Source organism: Rhodospirillales bacterium (genome assembly GCA_016710335.1).
Classification (GTDB): Bacteria; Pseudomonadota; Alphaproteobacteria; order Rhodospirillales; family Defluviicoccaceae; genus JADJXQ01.
Window position 1 is genome coordinate 504,788 of the sequence record JADJXQ010000002.1, and the last position, 15,999, is coordinate 520,786.

At 66.1% G+C, this 15,999-nt stretch carries 15 protein-coding genes, 1 tRNA gene and 1 pseudogene; 6 read left to right on the top strand and 11 right to left on the bottom strand.

The window, feature by feature from the left end; all coding sequences use genetic code 11:
* Nucleotides 1-2: 2 nt before the first annotated feature.
* The 6 genes from tolQ to IPM60_05635 are packed head-to-tail and all read right to left on the bottom strand — an operon-like array spanning nucleotide 3 to nucleotide 4,156.
* On the bottom strand, nucleotides 3-734 hold the full coding sequence (gene tolQ / locus IPM60_05610; protein ID MBK8907380.1) for a protein TolQ: 732 nt from the start codon (nucleotides 732-734) through the stop codon (nucleotides 3-5).
* Nucleotides 735-1,205, bottom strand: a complete 471-nt coding sequence (gene ybgC, locus IPM60_05615) for a tol-pal system-associated acyl-CoA thioesterase (GenBank protein MBK8907381.1) — start codon at nucleotides 1,203-1,205, stop codon at nucleotides 735-737.
* Entirely contained in the window at nucleotides 1,192-2,271 is a 1,080-nt protein-coding gene (gene ruvB, locus IPM60_05620) for a Holliday junction branch migration DNA helicase RuvB (protein MBK8907382.1), read from the bottom strand. The genes ybgC and ruvB overlap by 14 nt, the downstream gene beginning before the upstream one ends.
* Entirely contained in the window at nucleotides 2,268-2,891 is a 624-nt protein-coding gene (gene ruvA / locus IPM60_05625) for a Holliday junction branch migration protein RuvA (GenBank protein MBK8907383.1), read from the bottom strand. Before ruvA ends, ruvB begins: the two co-directional genes overlap by 4 nt.
* Entirely contained in the window at nucleotides 2,888-3,406 is a 519-nt protein-coding gene (gene ruvC / locus IPM60_05630; protein MBK8907384.1) for a crossover junction endodeoxyribonuclease RuvC, read from the bottom strand. The genes ruvA and ruvC overlap by 4 nt, the downstream gene beginning before the upstream one ends.
* Nucleotides 3,407-4,156, bottom strand: a complete 750-nt coding sequence (locus tag IPM60_05635; GenBank protein ID MBK8907385.1) for a YebC/PmpR family DNA-binding transcriptional regulator — start codon at nucleotides 4,154-4,156, stop codon at nucleotides 3,407-3,409.
* A 211-nt stretch (nucleotides 4,157-4,367) separates the two neighbouring features.
* On the opposite strand from IPM60_05635, the gene IPM60_05640 reads away from it, so the two are divergent.
* From IPM60_05640 to IPM60_05655, 4 genes are all read left to right on the top strand, one after another.
* On the top strand, nucleotides 4,368-6,425 hold the full coding sequence (locus IPM60_05640) for a HAMP domain-containing protein (GenBank protein MBK8907386.1): 2,058 nt from the start codon (nucleotides 4,368-4,370) through the stop codon (nucleotides 6,423-6,425).
* 186 nt (nucleotides 6,426-6,611) lie between these two features.
* Nucleotides 6,612-7,790: a phosphoserine transaminase gene (locus tag IPM60_05645; protein ID MBK8907387.1), complete on the top strand. Its 1,179-nt coding sequence runs from the start codon at nucleotides 6,612-6,614 to the stop codon at nucleotides 7,788-7,790.
* Between the two features lie 43 nt (nucleotides 7,791-7,833).
* Nucleotides 7,834-9,471: a phosphoglycerate dehydrogenase gene (locus IPM60_05650; GenBank protein MBK8907388.1), complete on the top strand. Its 1,638-nt coding sequence runs from the start codon at nucleotides 7,834-7,836 to the stop codon at nucleotides 9,469-9,471.
* A 44-nt stretch (nucleotides 9,472-9,515) separates the two neighbouring features.
* Nucleotides 9,516-9,605: transfer RNA gene (locus IPM60_05655), tRNA-Ser, on the top strand.
* A 309-nt stretch (nucleotides 9,606-9,914) separates the two neighbouring features.
* Here IPM60_05655 and IPM60_05660 read toward each other — a convergent pair.
* Nucleotides 9,915-13,032 (bottom strand): annotated as a pseudogene (locus tag IPM60_05660) (DUF499 domain-containing protein).
* Nucleotides 13,033-13,074: 42 nt separating this feature from the next.
* On the opposite strand from IPM60_05660, the gene IPM60_05665 reads away from it, so the two are divergent.
* Nucleotides 13,075-13,239: a hypothetical protein gene (locus IPM60_05665; protein MBK8907389.1), complete on the top strand. Its 165-nt coding sequence runs from the start codon at nucleotides 13,075-13,077 to the stop codon at nucleotides 13,237-13,239.
* A gap of 100 nt (nucleotides 13,240-13,339) precedes the next feature.
* Here the strand turns inward: IPM60_05665 and IPM60_05670 are convergent, their stop codons facing one another.
* Together IPM60_05670 and IPM60_05675 are read right to left on the bottom strand one after the other, a co-directional pair.
* Nucleotides 13,340-13,573: a hypothetical protein gene (locus tag IPM60_05670; protein ID MBK8907390.1), complete on the bottom strand. Its 234-nt coding sequence runs from the start codon at nucleotides 13,571-13,573 to the stop codon at nucleotides 13,340-13,342.
* Nucleotides 13,567-13,920: a hypothetical protein gene (locus IPM60_05675; protein MBK8907391.1), complete on the bottom strand. Its 354-nt coding sequence runs from the start codon at nucleotides 13,918-13,920 to the stop codon at nucleotides 13,567-13,569. Before IPM60_05675 ends, IPM60_05670 begins: the two co-directional genes overlap by 7 nt.
* Before the next feature lie 169 nt (nucleotides 13,921-14,089).
* On the opposite strand from IPM60_05675, the gene IPM60_05680 reads away from it, so the two are divergent.
* The gene (locus tag IPM60_05680) at nucleotides 14,090-14,338 is read left to right on the top strand and encodes a hypothetical protein (protein MBK8907392.1); all 249 of its coding nucleotides are present in this window, start codon (nucleotides 14,090-14,092) and stop codon (nucleotides 14,336-14,338) included.
* Between the two features lie 789 nt (nucleotides 14,339-15,127).
* Here IPM60_05680 and IPM60_05685 read toward each other — a convergent pair.
* A complete protein-coding gene (locus tag IPM60_05685; protein ID MBK8907393.1) occupies nucleotides 15,128-15,574 on the bottom strand; it encodes a hypothetical protein in 447 nt (148 codons plus the stop codon).
* On the bottom strand, nucleotides 15,571-15,999 hold a 429-nt coding region (locus IPM60_05690), incomplete at its 5' end, for a hypothetical protein (protein ID MBK8907394.1). The genes IPM60_05690 and IPM60_05685, both read right to left, overlap by 4 nt.

A 15,999-nucleotide genomic window follows, 5' to 3' on the forward strand; every position in this document is an offset into this window, starting at 1 on the left:
GCTCAGTCCTTTTCGTGGGACTGGCGGGCGAGGATGGCGAGGAATTCCCCGGCGAAGCCTTCGAGCCGCCCCGCATAGATATCGATGTCCTTGGAAAGCTTGTTGTAGGCGAGCACCGCGGGGATCGCGGCCAGGAGCCCCAGCGCGGTCGCGAACAGCGCCTCGGCGATGCCCGGCGCAACGACCGCAAGGCTGGTGTTCTTAGTGGCGCCTATGGCTTGAAAGCTGTTCATAATGCCCCACACGGTGCCGAACAGCCCAATGAATGGCGCCGTCGCGCCGGTGGACGCGAGAAAATTGACGTTGCGTTCGATGCGGCCCATCTCCCGCGCCAGGGTCAGGTGCATGACCCGCTCGACCCGCTCCTCCAGGCCGGCTCTGGACAACATCATGTCCCCGAAGCGTTTGGTGTCGCTCCGCTGCCACTCGCGCATCGCCGCCACGAAGATGGCGGACATAGGGTCACGAGGACGGTCCTGCAGGCGATCGAATAGATCCTCCAGCGCCCCGCCCGACCAGAACGCGTTCTCGAATTCACTGGCCAGGCGGTTGAGCCGACGCAACGACAGGAGCTTCTCGAAAATGATCGCCCAGCTCCAGATGGACGCCAACAGGAGGATGACAATGACCGCCTTGACGATCCAGTCGGCCCGGAGGAACATCGACCAGATCGAGAAGTCGGTCGCGCCCATGGCGCCCGCCATGGCAGCGGCGTCAACGGCCGTTGCGTCCATTCAACCCTTCCGCTCGTTCATACGACCAAGATCCTGCAAGGCGGCTCGGAGCCGCGGCGGGATGCGCGCCGCCCGCATCTCGAGGTTGACGCAGGCTACCGTCACGTCGAGGCGCACCAGATCGACGTCATCGCGCTGCACGATCTGCTCCACGTCTAGCGCCGCACCGCGCAGCGCCGCGAGCCGTGTGGTCAAGCTCAAGTTATCGTCGAGGCGCGCCGGACGCACATAGTCGGCAACGCAGCGCCGCACGACGAACGCCAGACGCTTGTCCACCATCAGCGCCGCCTGCCCCCAACCCAGAGCCCGCAACATCTCCGTGCGGGCGCGCTCGGCGAACTTCAGGTAGTTCGCGTAATAGACCATGCCGGCGGCGTCGGTGTCTTCGTAATAGACCCGGACGGGGAAGACAAACACGCCATTGACAAAGCCCGACGCCGGGCCCGCGTCCGGTCGCTCAGTCACCAACATCGTCCTCGATGAGTTCCAGTTGCGCCGGCACCGCCCGTGCCGGCAGCCCGAGATGCACATAGCCCTGCTCCGCGAGGACGCGGCCGCGAGGCGTGCGCATCAACAGGCCCTGTTGGATCAGGAACGGCTCGATCACGTCCTCGATGGTGTCCCGCTGCTCAGATAGCGACGCTGCCAGAGTCTCGACGCCGACGGGGCCGCCGCCAAAGTGCCGGGCGATGGTGGCCAAATAACGGCGGTCCATGGCGTCGAGGCCGCGCTCGTCGATCTCGAGGCGGGTCAACGCCGCGTTGGCGGCGGCGCGATCGACCGGGTCGGTGCCATCCACGGTGGCGAAATCTCGCACTCGTCGCAACAGGCGCACCGAGACACGTGGCGTACCGCGCGAACGTCGGGCGATCTCGCCGGCGCCATCGCCGGTCAGCGCCAGATCGAGGACGCGGGCGCCACGAACGACGATATGCTCCAGTTCGTCGTCCTCGTAGAACAGCAGGCGCAGGGGGATCCCGAAGCGCTCCCGGAGCGGCCGGGTGATGAGGCCCGAACGGGTGGTGGCGCCGACCAGGGTGAACGGCGGCAGGCCGACCCGTACCGTGCGCGCCGCCGGCCCCTCGCCGATCACCAGGTCGAGGTGGAAGTCCTCCATCGCCGGATAGAGGATTTCCTCGACCACCGGCGACAGGCGATGGATTTCGTCGATGAACAGTACGTCGCGCGGCTGCAGGTTGGTAAGGATCGCCGCCAGATCGCCCGGCTTGACCAGCACCGGGCCAGAGGTCGCACGGAAACCGACGCCGAGTTCACGGGCGATGATCTGCGCCAGCGTCGTCTTGCCGAGGCCCGGCGGCCCGTGCAGCAGCACGTGGTCCATCGGCTCCGCGCGTCCACGCGCCGCGGCGATGAACACCGCCAGATTGTCGCGCACCTGCCTCTGGCCGACGAACGCCGCCAGAGTGGTCGGGCGAAGCCCCTCCTCGGCCGCATCGCCAACGCCGCGATCGCCCGCCACCACCCTTTCGTCGGGGGCGCCCTCGCGGTCGGCCGTGGTATCGGGAGACGGGGTCACGTCCCGGTCTCCCGCGGCGCGAGGTGGACAAGCCCGGCCCGGATCAGCGCCTCAACTCCGGCATCGTCGCCGAGCCGCGCGGCCGCCTGCGACACCGCCGCCATGGCATCCACGGGCCGGAAGCCGAGTCCGACGAGAGCGGCAGTGGCGTCTTCCGCAGCGCCACCTTTGGCAAGCGGCGTCCGTCCTGCTGCGGTGTCATCGGCCGCGCCCAGTCCCAGCGACGCCGTCTTGTCGCGGAGCTCCGCCACGATGCGCGCCGCCAGCCGTGGACCGACGCCGGCAGCACGGGTGATCGCGCCCTTGTCGCCGCCGGCGATTGCCATCACTAGCGACTCCGGCGACAGCACGCCGAGGACGGACAGCGCCGCCTTGGCGCCGACCCCCTGCACCGTCATCAGTACGCGAAACCAATCCCGTTCACCCTGCTCCACGAACCCGTACAGCTGAATGGCATCTTCGCGAACGTGAGTTTCGACAAGAAGCCGGGCCGCCTCGCCGACGCTGAGGCGAGCGAGCGTGCGCCGCGAGCACGACGTCAAATAGCCGACCCCCCCAACGTCGATCACCGCCCAGCCGTCGCCCGTTGAGTCCACGACGCCGGTCAGCTTGGCGATCATCGTGGCCAGGCTCCTCCGCAACGATCAGCGACCGCAACTCGGGCCGCGGTCTGCCGGTGATGGGCATGGCAGATCGCCACCGCCAGCGCGTCGGCCGCGTCCGCCGCCCGCGCGGCGGCGCCCGGCAGAAGGACGCGCACCATCATCTGCACCTGCTCCTTGGCGGCATGGCCGGTCCCGACCACGGTCTTCTTGACCAGGTTGGGAAGGTACTCGGTCACTGGAATACCAGCCTGTGCGGGTACCAACAACGCGATCCCGCGCGCCTGCCCTAACTTGAGGGTGGACACCGCATTACGGTTGACGAAGCTCCTCTCGACGGCTGCCTCGGCGGGTCGAAAATCGCGAATCACCTCTGCCAATCCATCCGCCAGTTGCACCAGCCGATCGGCGAGTGGAGAGGCAGGGTCGGTCGTGACGACGCCGTCGGCGACGAACACCAGCACCCCGTTGCGCTCCTCGACAACGCCCCAACCGGTGGCCCGCAGCCCTGGATCCAAACCGATCAGCCGCATTCAGGTGCTCAACCGCTCCAGGATGTCCTCTGACACGTCGAAGTTCGCCACCGCCCGCTGCACGTCGTCGCTGTCGTCGAGGGCCGCAAGCAGCCTCAGCAGGACTGCCGCCTGATCCTCGTCGATGGGGATGGTCGTGATCGGCTTCCAATCCAGTCGCGCCGCATCGGCCGGGCCAAATTTTGCCTCGAGCGCCTCGCGCACGTCACTGAGATCGTCGGGCGCACAGGTGATCTCATGCCCGGCTTCCCCGGATTCGACGTTCTCCGCGCCGGCCTCGAGCGCCGCCTCGAACATGGCGTCGGCATCCGCGATCGTTGACGGATAATGGACGAGCCCGACCCGGTCGAACAGGAAAGCGACGCTGCCGGACTCCCCAAGGGTGCCGCCGTGCTTGCCGAACGCGGCGCGGACCTCGCTTGCGGTGCGATTGCGGTTGTCGGTCAACGCCTCGACGATGACGGCGACGCCGCCCGGCCCGTAGCCTTCGTAGCGCACCTCCTCAAAGTTGTCGCCGCCCTCGGCGCCGCTGCCCCGGCGGATCGCGCGGTCGATGGTGTCCTTCGGCATGTTCGCCGCCTTCGCCGCCGAGATGGCGGTGCGCAGGCGTGGGTTCATGTCCGCATCCGGCAGCCCCTCGCGGGCGGAGACGGTGATCTCGCGGATCAACTTGGTGAACGTCTTGCCGCGTTTGGCGTCCTGGGCGCCCTTGCGGTACATGATGTTCTTGAATTGGGAATGACCTGCCATGGCTCACGTCGTCGGTTGATCGATCTCAGCTCGATATACAGTAGGCGATTTCCAGACTATACTACAACATCTTGCAGATCCCCGGCGCTGGGTCCGCCGATCGTCGCGGCAGACCGGGTCAGATCCGGCTCCGATAATGGGGCACGGCGCAAGGATTGGTAAACCTGTACTCGCTATGGTCGGCAGGCCCCGTCATTGCGAGTGCATGCCCATGTCCCGCCGACTCACGCTGACCGCGACGCTGGTCGCTTTCGTCCTGATCCTGATCGCCACCACCTCCGGCCTCAACTTCCTGGTCAGTACGCTCGCCTTCAACGAGGTCAACGACGTGACCGAGACGATGACGGCGCGGACTGTGGACGTGTTAAACCAGCGCGATCAAAGCATTACGGATTTCGTCGAGAAGAACCTTGCGTTGGAAGGCAAGCTCCTCACCGCGTTGACGGCGCTTAAGGAAGCCGAGGCGAAGAGCCCGCTTCAACATGAGGAGGCTGAACTCAACGGGGCCCGGAATGCACTCGGCGCCATCGCCCGCTCCGTCCTCAAGTCCGCCATGCTGACCGGTGAAGCGCCACGAGCCTGGCGTGTGATCGAAGACTTGAAGAGCGGCATCGGCGCCCAAGCATTGCAGGTGTGGAGGGCCGACGGCACCCTCGCCTTCCGCGACAACGCCACCATTGAACAAGTCAACGAACGCCTCGGCTCTGAAGCCTTCCCGCGCCGCAAGTCGCAGCAGCCCGAAAAGATTCTAGGCGAACGCGGGCTCTTTCTCAAGAAGGCCGTCAAGACGGGCGAAAGCGGCCTCAGTTTCAGTGGCGTCCTCGACGTCGATGGCGAGCCCACGCCCGTACAGTTTTCCTACTTCCCGTTCAACAATGAAGTCGCTTGCCAGGGCTGCCACGGCAGCGGCCCCGAAGTTCACGGCGTTCTCGAGTTGGCCATCTCCAATGCCGACGTTCTCCGCCTCGGAACCGAGGCTGATATTCTCAAGTACCAGTTGAGCAAGGCAAGCGCCGAGAAGGCGCAGGTCTTCCATGCTCAGGCGGAGCAAATGCGCGAGCAGATCAGGCAAAGCTCGCGCAGTCAAAGCGACGGCATCGCGTCGGCGCGGGCGCAGTTGGGCGAGACGCGGAGCAAAACCAACACCTGGTTGATCGCCAGCACCTTAATGGGCTTCGCGATTGCCATCCTCGCCCTCGGCACGATCCTCCGCCGGTTGCTGACCCGCCCGCTGAAGGGATTGACTGGCGCCATGCGGCGCCTTGCTGACGGCACCACCGACCTCGATATTCCCGCTCTCGATCGCCACGACGAAGTAGGCGAAATGGCGCGCGCTCTTCAGGTCTTCCGCGACAACGCCGTGGAAATGGAGCGTCTGCGCGCCGAACGGGCAGAAGCGGATCAACGGGCGGAGGACGATCGCCGACAACTGGTGCTGCAGACCGCCGACGACTTCGAGGCCAGCATTGGAACGGTCGCCGAGACCTTGATGACGGCGGCGTCCGACATGGAACGGTCGGCGGCGGACATGCGCCAAATGGCAGAGCACAGCCGGACCCGCTGCGACGCCGTCGCCACGGCATCCGACAGCGCCGCCAAAAGCGTCTGCACCGTTGCCGCCGCTGCCGAAGAGCTGTCCGGATCCATTCAGGAGATAAGCCGCCAGGTCGGTGAGTCGGCGGCGGTCGCCGGCGCGGCTGTCACCGACGCGGCACGCACCAATCAACTCGTCGAGGGCCTGTCGAGCGCGGTGCGTCAAATCGGCGATGTGGTCGATTTGATCAGCGACATCGCCAGCCGCACCAACCTGCTCGCCCTCAATGCCACCATCGAGGCGGCGCGTGCCGGCGACGCCGGCAAAGGGTTTGCCGTTGTCGCCAACGAGGTCAAGAGCCTCGCCAACCAGACGGCCAGGGCCACGGCCGACATTGCCAACCGCATCGGCCAAATTCAGGGCGCCACTCAGGAGGCCGCCGATGCCATCGAGGGCATCGGCCGGACCATCGGCAAGATCGACAGCATTGCCTCGAGCATCGCCGACGCCATGGCCCACCAGGGGGCCGCCACCCACGAAATCGCCCGCAGCGCCGAGATCGCTGCGGCCGGCACCCGACAAGCCTCCGCCAATGTGGTCGAGATCTCGGAGACGTCCGGCAGGACCGACAATGCCGCCGGCAGCGTCGTCCATTCGGCGTCCAATCTGGCGCGCGAGGCCGGCGCTCTGCGGACGCAGCTCTACGACTTCCTGACGCAGATTCGCGCCGGCTGACCCAGCGCCGTTCGTCTTGCAGGACACGGGCGCCGTCAATGAGCCCGCCCTTCACCTCCGGCGCATCTTCGCCGTCTTCCTTCATCAAATGAGCATTTGACGCGGCGGGCCGCGAAACATATAAGCGCGGCGGGCCACGGCCTCCCAACGGGCCGCGACCCATCTGTAAGGATGGGAGACACGTTGATGATCGAGACCCCGCGGCCGAGCATCCGCCCGGCCAATTCCTGTTTTTCTTCAGGTCCCTGCGCCAAGCGGCCCGGCTGGTCGCCGATGGTGCTGGATGACGCCCTGGTCGGTCGTTCGCACCGCTCCAAGCCCGGCAAACGGAAGCTGGCCGATGTCATCGCCCGCACCCGCACTCTGCTGGGGGTGCCCCACGACTACCGCATCGGCATCGTCCCGGCCTCCGACACCGGCGCCGTCGAGATGGCCCTTTGGTCGCTCTTGGGTGCGCGGGGGGTCGATGTGCTGGCCTGGGAGAGCTTCGGCGAGGGGTGGGTCACCGACATCGTCAAGCAGTTGAAGCTCGAAGACGTCCGCGCTCTGAAAGCCGACTACGGCCGGCTCCCCGACCTCGCCCGGGTCGACCCGAAGCGGGACGTGGTGTTCACGTGGAACGGCACCACTTCCGGCGTCGTCGTTCCCGACGGCGACTGGATCGCCGCGGACCGCGAGGGGCTCACCCTCTGCGACGCCACGTCAGCCGTGTTCGCGTATGATCTGCCTTGGGACAAACTCGATGTGGTGACGTACTCCTGGCAGAAGGTGCTGGGCGGCGAGGCGCAGCACGGCATGCTGATTCTGGGCCCACGGGCGGTGGCACGGCTGGAAAGCCATGTGCCGGCGTGGCCACTGCCGAAGATCTTTCGCCTGACCAAGGGAGGCAAGCTGATCGAAGGCATCTTCGCGGGCGAGACCATCAACACGCCGTCAATGCTGGCAGTCGAGGACGCGCTCGACGGCCTCGACTGGGCCGCGTCCGTCGGCGGGCTGCCGGCTCTTATTGCCCGCGCCCGGGCCAATTTCGACGCCATCGCTGAGTGGGTCGCGGCAACGCCGTGGGTGGCGTTTCTCGCCGAGACCGAAGCGACACGCTCGCGCACCTCCGTTTGCCTCAGGATCGTCGATCCTTGGTTCAGCGCTCTCGACGCCGGCGCTCAGGCGGCGACTGCCAAGCGCCTCGCGATGCTGCTGGAGGCCGAAGGCGTAGCATTCGACATCGGCGCCTATCGCGACGCGCCGCCGGGGCTCCGGATTTGGGCTGGCGCCACCGTCGAAACCGCCGACGTCAAGGCGCTGTTGCCGTGGCTCGCGTGGGCCTTCGCGTCCGTCAAGGGCGACGCTGCGGCGGCCGCCGCCTGACTTCCCGGACACCCCAACATACGCTTCGACGAGGATGCGACGAATGGCGAGAGTGCTGATCTCAGACAAAATGAGCCCGCGTGCCGCCGAGATCCTGCAGGCGCGCGGGCTGGAGGTTGACGTCAAGCCGGGCATGGCGCCGGACGAATTGAAGGCCTGTATCGGCGGTTACGACGGGCTGGCCATTCGATCGGCAACCAAGGTCACGGAGGATGTGCTGGCGGTTGCCAACGGCCTCAAGGTGATCGGCCGCGCCGGCATCGGCGTCGACAACGTCGACGTTGCGGCGGCGACGGCGCAGGGCGTCGTGGTGATGAACACGCCGTTCGGCAACGCCATCACCACCGCCGAGCACGCCATCGCCTTGTTGATGGCTCTCGCCCGCCAACTGCCACAGGCCAACGCCTCCACCCACGCCGGCAAGTGGGAGAAGTCCCGGTTCATGGGGGTCGAGGTCATGAACAAGACCCTCGGCATCATCGGGTGCGGGAACATCGGTTCCATCGTTGCCGACCGGGGACGCGGCCTCAAGATGCGGGTGATCGCCTATGATCCGTATCTGGCGCCCGAGCGCGCCGACGACCTCGGCATCGAGAAAGTGGAGTTGGAGACGCTACTTAAGCGCGCCGACTTCATCAGTCTGCACGCACCGGCGACCCGGGAAACCCGCGGCATCATCAACGCCCAGTCGATCGCCAAGATGAAACGGGGGGTGCGCATCGTCAACTGCGCCCGCGGCTCGTTGATCGTGGAAGCCGACCTGAAGGCGGCGCTTGAGAGCGGCCACGTGGCGGGCGCCGCTCTCGACGTTTTCGCGGAGGAGCCGGCGAAGGAGAACGCGCTCTTCGGGATGGAGCAGGTGATCGCGACGCCGCACCTCGGTGCCTCGACCACCGAGGCGCAGGAGAAGGTAGCGCTGCAGGTGGCGGAGCAGATCGCCGATTACCTGGTGGATGGCTCGGTGGTCAACGCCCTCAACATGCCGTCGGTGAGCGCCGAGGAAATGCCGCGGCTGCGCCCCTACATGGGCATCGCCCGCCAACTCGGCAGCTTCGCGGGTCAGATCACCGAGACGGCGCTGAAGGCGGTGATCATCGAGTACCAGGGCGCAGCCGCCGAGATCAATTGCCGGCCGCTGACGGCGCTGGTGCTGGAAGGTCTGCTGGCGCCACTGCTGGCGACCGTGAACATGGTCAACGCGCCGACCATAGCGCGTGACCGCGACATCGAGGTGAGCGAGGTCAAGACGGCGCGCGCCGGCCGCTACGAGTCGCTGATCCGCCTGATCGTCAAGACCGAGGCGCGGGCGCGCAGCGTCTCCGCGACCCTGTTCAACGGCGACAGCCCGCGCCTGGTGGAGATCGAGGGCATTCCGGTCGACGCCCGGCTTGCGCCGAACATGTTGTATATCAACAACCATGACAAGCCGGGGCTGATCGGCGCCCTCGGAACCACCCTCGGTGAGGCTGGCATCAACATCGCCAGCTTCCATCTCGGCCGCAACTTCCCCGGCGGCGACGCCATCGCGCTGCTGGAAGTCGACGAGACGCCGTCGCCGGAGGTGCTGGAAGCGGTGCAGGCCCTCCCCACGTCGTGCGCGCCCGCGCGCTGCGCTTCTAGGCCGGCGCGCTTCTCAAGCCGGACGGCCGCGCCTGTTGCGACGGATCCGGCAGTAGGCTAGGGTGCGCCTGCCCCGCCCGGCGGGCAAGAGTGGCGCGAACCCGCGGAGGGGTGCCGGAGTGGTCGATCGGGGCGGTCTCGAAAACCGTTGTACGCTCACGCGTACCGTGGGTTCGAATCCCACCCCCTCCGCCAGTCTTCACTATCGGATCGTTCTCTCGGGCTCGCGTCTGGCCGGAAAACCGCGTTATATCAAAAGGGTTTACAGGCTGAGCTGAGGACCTCATCCGCTGGCCACAGCTCCATTTTGTTCTCTGTTTGGCCGAATTCTCTCAAGGCTGAGGACTGCGCCGTTTTAGTCCTCAGCCGCGATCATAAGCACTTTCAAAGGCTTAACCGGAAGATAGGTTACGCTGAGTTCGGAAGAGCCATTGGTTGGCGAAACGAATTCGAACCATATGTGCGACATGATTTGCTCCAAGTCGACGACGACCTGCCCAATTCCTACTCCTCCTCAAACCCCTGGGTGGAGAATTTCAGCGTCCGGCTGTTTTCGGTGACGGTGCGGACGACGTGCTCGGGGGCGCCGGAGGGGATGCGGGCTTCGATTTCGAGGTGACCTTCACGTCGGCGCCGATCAGGCCGGTGAGATGGGCGATCACCTCGTCGGCGATGCGGCCGGCATCGCGGCCGACGCGCGCCGAGTCGAGGGTGACGCTTCCGTAAAACCGCGTCGGCTGCTGACGTGCGGCGGGCGCTCCATCCGGGGGCGCTGCGCCCGTTGGGGCACCCGAGGGCGTTGGCGCTCCGGCGCCGGGGATAGCACCGGCGGGGAGGCGCGGCCTCGGCTTCGATCTGTCTGGCCGCGACATCCGGTTTGACGACCACGCCGTCGAGTTCGCCGACAAGCCCGGAAATCTGCCGTCCGGCGCGCAAGCCTCGATACTGGCCGGTGGCCTCGTCGAAGCCGTCGGCGTAAGCGAAGGTCTCCTGTTTCCAGGACAGAAGTCCAAGCCCGTCCTGAATGGCGACATGGAGCACCGAAGAGTCCCGAAGGCGCGGCAGATAGAGATAGCGCGCGAAGTCCTCGGCAAGCTGGCGTACGGCAACGTGATCGCCGCGCCACAAGGGCACGCGGTCCAGTTCCATGCGCAGCCGGGTTCCCGCCATCGCGGGGACGAACAGCTCCTCCGAGCGGAGCTTCTTGCCGGCGCGAACGGCAAGGGCATCCTGCCCGGTGAGTCGGTAGGCTTCCCATTTTATGGACGCGCCCGGATTTGGCTGCGTTGGCACGAGCAGCCATTGATAGGCCTCGGGCAGGCGCGCCACGACCGCGCCGTCGGCGCTCTTGAGCTGGGTTTCGGCCTGACGGACCTGGTGGGGGTCGAGGTTGAGTTCGTTCTTCTCTTCGAGGATGGTTTTCCAGGCGAGATAGCGCCGCACCGACTCGTCGAGGTCCTGCAAGCGGGTCTGATCGACGGCAAGAAAGACGAGCGTGTTCTGGAACAGGCGGGGCGCGTTGCCGCGATGTTGCAGGATCTCGGCGGCCTTGGCCTGCGCCTTGTTGCCGGGGTCCTTGCTGTAGGGGTGCTCCACCCCGAGCGCGACAAGGCGGGTCTCCATGTCGTCGGGAACGTCCGCCCCCGAGGCCGGGGCGATATGAATGCGGCGGAACTCGCCGGTGGTGCGGAGATCGGCGCGCAGCCGCTCTTCCGATGGCTTCGATCACGGGATCGGGATTGCGCTTGTATTGCTCGGCGCGGTCTTCGGCCAGCTTGGTCACCGTCGGCTGGGTCGAATACCAGTAATGCGGGCCATCCTGATAGAGGAACGTCGCACCGGAACCGAGACGGCGCAGCGCGTCGCCGAACACGGCCGATGACTCGCCCGGCATGACGCAGCCGAGCTTGACGCGCCTGTCCTCGATCCCGCGATTGGCGGCCGATGCGGTCGGGGCGGACCCCAGATAAATCGTCCGGGCGATCCGGCGCGTTGCCGCAAACTTGCCGAGGTTCGGCACCTCGCCGTCGATGCGCAAGGGGAGCGCGTTCGGCCCGTCCACGTCCTTCTCGATGATCGGCTTCCACTGATCGGAGAGATAACGGGTCAGCTCGTCGCGAACGCGCGGATCGTCGATCGGGATGTTGCAGGGCATGATGAGCGGGTTGCGGTCGCCTTTTTCCCAAAGGCTGTGAATGACGGCGGCCATCAGCCGCAACACGCCGCGCGTGCGCTGGAATTTCACCAGCGTTGACCAGTCGGTATAGAGCCGGTCGAACACTTCGGGATGGATCGGATAGGCGGCGCGCAGCCGGGTCTCGTAATCGGAATCCCGGCATTCCGGCGGGAACTCCTGGTGCTGCGCGCGGTAGAGATCGGCGAAGGCGCGGGCGACATTGTCGCGGGCGGTGAACTGCGCCTTGTCGAGCATCGGCTCGAACAGCCGCCGCCGGACGATCTCGAAGCCTTCCTCGGTGCTGGCCGGCGCCCGAGGATTCGACCCGGCCGATGACGTTGCGCAGGCGGGCCAGCGCCCGCGCCCTCGCGCCGCCGACTTCCTCGTCCTCGGCCTGCGCATGGGGCGAACCCGCCGGTATCGGAGGCCGGCAAGCTGATGACGAGCAGGCAGTTCCTGGCGAGTTTGGCCGCCTCGGTCAGCGCCTGCGCAAAGGTGAAATGGGTCTCGAAGCTGCCGCCGGGCAGGTCGGTGTCCTCATGGAGCTGGCGCGCGTAAGCGACCCATTCGTCGATCAGGATCAGGGACGGCCCGTGCGCATTCATCAGTTCGCGCAAAGCATCGCCGGGGCTGGTGCCGCGCTCGTCGTCGGCGCGGACGCGCTCGAACGCCTTGACGCCGCCAAGCTGCCAGGCCAGCTCGCCCCAGAGCGTGCGCACGACCGTGCCGTCGGCCTTGACCGACGGATTGCCCGGCGAAATCTTGTTGCCGACCAGAACGACGCGGCGGACATCAGCCGCCAGCTTCTCGACTCCGCATCGGCCATCAGCGCGTCGATGCCGAGAAGCTCCTGAGCTGCGCCCGAGAACAGGTGATAGAGCGCCAGCATGGTGGGTCTTGCCGCCGCCGAAATTGGTCTGGAGTTGGACGACCGGATCGCCGCCATCGCCGGCAAGGCGGCGCATGGCGCCGATCAGCAGGTCCTTCAGGCTTTGCGTCAGATAGGTGCGGCGGAAGAATTCAGGCGGCTTGCGGTATTCGTCCGAGCCCTCGCCCAGATGCACCTGCCAGAGGTCGGCGGCGAACTCGGCCTGCTGGTAGCGCCCGCTCGCCACGTCCTTGTGGGGGGTGACGACCTCGCGCCAGGGCTTGAGCGCACCGGTCACCTGGCTTTCGATGTTGCTGGTGGTCTTGCGCCGTTCGCTGCGCGACTGCTCCTCGAAGATCAGCCGGCGCAGCTCCATCTTCATCTTGCCGACATCGTCGGCTTGCGAAGCGGAGACGGCGGTCAGCAGCCGCTGGATGGAATCGAGCGCGCGGTCGGCGTCATCGCTGGAAAAGGCGTTCTGGTGCGCCCACGAATTGCGGTAGCCGCAGTTTCACTGACCAGACTTCGCTCGGCATGCCCGAGGTCTTGCGGAACACCTCGTTCCGGGTTTCCCACATCAGCCTCAACAGGCCGGCGGGATCCCACTGGTCAACGGTTTCTTGGCCAGCATCGGGTCTTCAGAAAAGCGGCGGATCGTCTCCCATATTGACCGGGCGCTGCTCGACCGCCGCGTGAATCTCGCGGTGAACGAACGGCGCGAGACCGGCGCGGAGAAAATCGAGGCCTTGCCGACCCGTTCCTGGTTGGTGATCGCCATCCCTTAAGCCCTCGCAAACAAATCGGGCTCAACCGGCCCGGCCTCGGTGCTCACCGCCAAACCCTGTGCAAGACGCGCGATCTCCGGCCAGCTCTGGACCGAGGCCGTTATAGGCTCGAGTGCCTCGCCGGCGCGCTTCTTGCGCTCGCAGGCGGTGTAGAGCCGGTAGGCTGCTCCCGCGCCACCTCCGCCTTGCTGCCAAGCTTGGCGACGATCTCGGCCGCCGATTCTTCCCCGCCCGCGTCCAGCCGGCGGATCAGGTGGTGGACGATCTCCCAGACCGTCAGGCGCTTGTCGGTCAGCGGGTCCCAGTCGGCGGGAAGTTCTTCCGGCTTCAACAAACGGACCTTGCCGGCCTTCGAATGGGCAATTCCCGCGTCGACGAGGCGCCGACGCTGGTCACCTTCGCGCGGGCCAGCACGTCGGCGACGCCAAACTCCCCTTCCGCAAAGCCGAACTGCTCGAACCAGGCGATGGCAAAGCGGGTGTCGGGATCGAAATCGCCTTCCTGCTTGGAGAGAAACTCCTCGATCTCGGCGTTGATCTGCACCAGCGCGTCGTGCACGGACAGCGCCTTGCCTTCCGCGTCAACCACCTTCGCATAGCGAGTGTACACTGCCATGCCAGGACCGATCGCCGCCTGCGCCAAATCCACCGGCGCGATGTTGCCGCGCTGGAGTTTGGACAACGCCGCCGGCAGCTCCGCCTTCAGGGCATTCAAAAAATCGCGGCGCGTCGCAACGGCTGCGTTGTCGGGCTTGCCGCCGACGAACAGAGGATGATGCTGAGGGCGAGGGCGTTACGTTTGGTCTTAAGGTTTGCGGTGCTAGCTCCGTACGCGGCGGCCAAGTCCGCTGATGCCGAAAGCCCGCGCGGATCACAGCGTCGAGGAAGGTATCCCAGCCAGTACTCGCGGTGCCTTCCTCGTCATCGGTCTCGGCCTGCCTAAAGGCGTAGTAGATGGTGACTGGGAAGCCCGGATGGCCTTGCTCGGCGAGCCGGTGCATCGCCCGCGTCATGCCATCAAGGAAAAACGCCTCTGCGCCAGCCTTGTCATCGTGGCGGTACGAAAAGGCGACCAGTTCCTCGGTCTTCGGGACCGCTAGCGTGGCGAACAGGTCGGGGAAGGCCGACTTCAGCGACCGACGAAGCCACACATAGAAGAAATCCGAGAGGTCGGCGTACGGAACGTTGTCGAAGTACGGTGGGTCGGTTGACAGGACCTTGTTTTCGCTTGTCGACTGAGCGGCAGCGTCTGCCTGCAGCGCTGTCCCGGGTGGTCCGATCCCAAGAGCGCCCAGCATTTTGGACGCCTGTTCAACGCCCAGATCCCAATTCCCCGACGAGTCGCTAAACGGATTCGCCTCGCAGTAGTCCCAAGCCATAGGAATAGCTTGTCGCCTGAACATGGAGACCATCGTCTCCGTACTCAAACTCCAAGCGCATACGGTCGACGGTAGTTCCCCCCGTCCACCGTGCAAAGCCCAATTAGCGGCAGTCGCTGCGAGCATAGGCAGTGGGCCCGGTTCCTCCTTCCCCCAGGTGGTTTGCCGTCGCCGGCAGGCCAGGCCGGCGGGCACGCCGCTTCACCCGCTCGCTCGCTTCCTGTATTACATCGGAGAGGGTCGTCAGCGCAACGAGCTGACGATCGGTGAAGAAGTTGATCGAATCGATCCATTCCATAGGGCTTCACGCCGAGATATTGCGTACTGCCAGAGATCGTCACCTCCGGCTTCCATTCCGGCTTCGCGTTCCGCGCCGCTGCGTCGTGCTCCAGCGTCGGCGGCAGGTAGACACGCCCCCGTGAGCCTTCGGCGACGATTGCCATCAGCCGTGCGCCAAAGCAACCGCTCTTCCCCTCGCCTGTACGTCCCCAGCGATTGGTGAGCCTGACATCAAACACACGGAGTGGCCCGCGACAGCTTGGTGCCGTTCTTCGCCGCCTCGATATCTCGGGCTTGCCCACCTTGACGGTGAAGCGGTAGCCGCCGTTCTCGATCACCGGCTCGACGTACGCCTCTTGCCCGCCTTGGCGATGGAGGCATGAAGGTGGAGGCGAGCGGCACGTCCACATTGCGGAAGGCCGGGTTCGGGCTCTTGACCGTGCGCGCCCACAGCCAGGCGATGACGGTGAGCTTCCGGCCGAGATACTTCTTCAGGTCCGGCCGCTCCGCCGCCATTGCGGCCGTCACCTCGATCTGCGGATAGAGATGGCCGATGCGCTTTTCCGCCTCGTCCCGCATCCACTGGCCGTAGTAGCGCACGTCCTCGGCGAGGCCCTGCGCGCCCTTCCAGCCGCGCAACTGACCGTGCTTGGCTTCCTCCAGCGCCTTCGGGTTCACCGGCGGGCGGCCGGCGAAGTTCGGCGGGATTCGATCATCGCCTTGTTGATCAGCACGGCGACGGGGTTGAGGTCGAGGCATAGGCTTCCAGCCCAGCCGCTGCGGGTCCAGCGGCAGCGCACCCGCCCCGCGAACGGGTCGTGAAAGGCCGGCAGCTTGTGCCGGTCGAACAACTCTTTCGCGCGCGGATGGTCGGCATTGGCCGCGCAGGTGCGCCGCCAGCTCTGCCAGATCTCCGCGCGGGCTTCTTCCAGCACCGCTTCGTTGGTGGTGTTCTCCCACAGCACCAGTTTCTCGATGATCCTGAACAGGCGCTCGCGCTCGATATCGGCAGCGCAATCTGCAAGCGTCGGCTCCGGGCCGGGCTCCGGCACCGCGACCTCCTCCTTGCCGGTCGCCGCCTCGAATTCGGCCTTGCGCTTTCC